The following is a 1191-nucleotide window of genomic DNA, read 5'->3' on the forward strand; positions in this document are numbered from 1 at the left end:
GGACAGACCACGTTTTCTGCTCCGGGCACGACACCCGCCAAGCCCGGCACCCCTGACCTGAAGGGCAAGGACGCCCGCACCCACTTCCAACCCCGCTCCCGTTCATTCGGGGCGGGGTTTTTCGTGTTTGGGTTGGCAGGGTGCGGACTCCAGTTGAATGCCAACACTTGTGATTTGAAGCTAGGACAGGCCTTGCGCCAAAGAAAGCTGTAACTTGGTTATTTCCCGCACAAGAAATGGAATATTCGGCTGTTCGAAGCTTAACCCGGGAGCTGGAATGCGGTTGTGTTTGATGTCCGGATGAATATGCCGGTGATGAGGATGGGTGTTGGCGAGTGTGGGATCATTTGGATGCGGCTGTGAATCGTACCAATAGAGGAGCTGCCCATCTTGCCAAACCTCATAGCCATACTCGCAAATTCTTCCCGGCGAATGATCGAAGGTGAGCAGTTCACGCACATTCAGACGGATGCCCTGGTCGAAATCCAGTGCGCCTCGAAGGATTGCAACAGTTGCACCGCGACGAACCATGACCAAGGTAGAGCGCCGGATGGAGGGGTACTGCGTGCGGAGGCTATAGACGAATGTCTCGTAGTCAGCGAGCGATTGGAATGGACTCATGGCGGGCCGTGCGCTCCATCAGATCAATGTAGCTAGTGACGCGGGCCGATTGGAGCAAGCGACGGCTTTCATTACCAAACAATTCCAGCCTTTCCTGAAGAATCTGATAAGAAGCGGCCCACTCGCTCCAGTCCAAGACCCATGATGAGTCTGCCGGTTCTTCACCATTGCGATAAGCCTCGTAGAACATTTCGGTCGGAACGCCGAACTTGCGCTCAAAAACCAGCAGGTCTTCACGCATGGCATGTATATCACGCAACACTTCATTCAGGGTCATCTGCACATCTCTCCGCAGTTATGATCAAAGTGCATCTAGGCTGGGCGAATCGTAGATTTTTAGCCAAACTATCAAGGCCATATTGGGTCAACGATGCCGTCGATAAACCAGCGAAAGCCACCATAACAAGCCGACTTTAACGAACCTTACCATACTGGACGCCACGCCCCCCCAGCCCCTTCAACCCGTCACCCCCAACCCCGCCATCTCCATCACAGCATCCGCCAGCGCCCAGGCCTCCGGGTTGTGGCTGATGAAGAACTTGGGAGATATCAGGGACGGACCACGTTAAT

Annotated in this window: 2 protein-coding genes; both read right to left on the reverse strand. The window is 54.6% G+C overall.

Annotation, left to right across the window (positions count from 1 at the left end):
* Positions 1 to 180: 180 nt before the first annotated feature.
* Positions 181 to 621 (reverse strand): toxin-antitoxin system TumE family protein, encoded by a 441-nt coding sequence (locus VBE63_RS29815; protein ID WP_323686584.1) that lies wholly within the window; start codon positions 619 to 621, stop codon positions 181 to 183.
* A complete protein-coding gene (locus VBE63_RS29820) occupies positions 596 to 898 on the reverse strand; it encodes a hypothetical protein (RefSeq protein WP_323686585.1) in 303 nt (100 codons plus the stop codon). The genes VBE63_RS29815 and VBE63_RS29820 overlap by 26 nt, the downstream gene beginning before the upstream one ends.
* Positions 899 to 1191 lie beyond the last annotated feature (293 nt).

It is taken from the genome of Lamprobacter sp., assembly GCF_034860625.1.
Lineage (GTDB): Bacteria > Pseudomonadota > Gammaproteobacteria > Chromatiales > Chromatiaceae > Lamprobacter.

Excerpts from the sequence above, each read along its gene's own strand:
- VBE63_RS29815 (WP_323686584.1), bottom strand. The coding sequence starts at position 621 with ATGAGTCCATTCCAATCGCTCGCTGACTACGAGACATTCGTCTATAGC.
- VBE63_RS29820 (WP_323686585.1), bottom strand. The coding sequence starts at position 898 with ATGACCCTGAATGAAGTGTTGCGTGATATACATGCCATGCGTGAAGAC.